The 545-nt window shown below is 52.8% G+C and carries 1 rRNA gene; it reads right to left on the reverse strand.

The features are described from left to right. Positions 1-545, reverse strand: a 16S ribosomal RNA gene (locus IEY09_RS20150); the annotation flags it as partial.

Genomic DNA, 545 nt, shown 5'->3' on the forward strand with positions numbered 1-545 from the left:
TCTTCTGTGGATGTCAAGAGTAGGTAAGGTTCTTCGCGTTGCATCGAATTAAACCACATGCTCCACCGCTTGTGCGGGCCCCCGTCAATTCATTTGAGTTTTAACCTTGCGGCCGTACTCCCCAGGCGGTCTACTTAATGCGTTAGCTTGAGAGCCCAGTGTTCAAGACACCAAACTCCGAGTAGACATCGTTTACGGCGTGGACTACCAGGGTATCTAATCCTGTTTGCTCCCCACGCTTTCGTGCATGAGCGTCAGTCTTTGTCCAGGGGGCCGCCTTCGCCACCGGTATTCCTCCAGATCTCTACGCATTTCACCGCTACACCTGGAATTCTACCCCCCTCTACAAGACTCTAGTTCGCCAGTTCGAAATGCTATTCCTAGGTTGAGCCCAGGGCTTTCACATCTCGCTTAACAAACCGCCTGCGCACGCTTTACGCCCAGTAATTCCGATTAACGCTCGGACCCTCCGTATTACCGCGGCTGCTGGCACGGAGTTAGCCGGTCCTTCTTCTGTAGGTAACGTCACAGATGAGCCGTATTAA

It is taken from the genome of Shewanella xiamenensis (assembly GCF_014647135.1).
In the GTDB taxonomy this organism is placed as follows: domain Bacteria; phylum Pseudomonadota; class Gammaproteobacteria; order Enterobacterales; family Shewanellaceae; genus Shewanella; species Shewanella xiamenensis.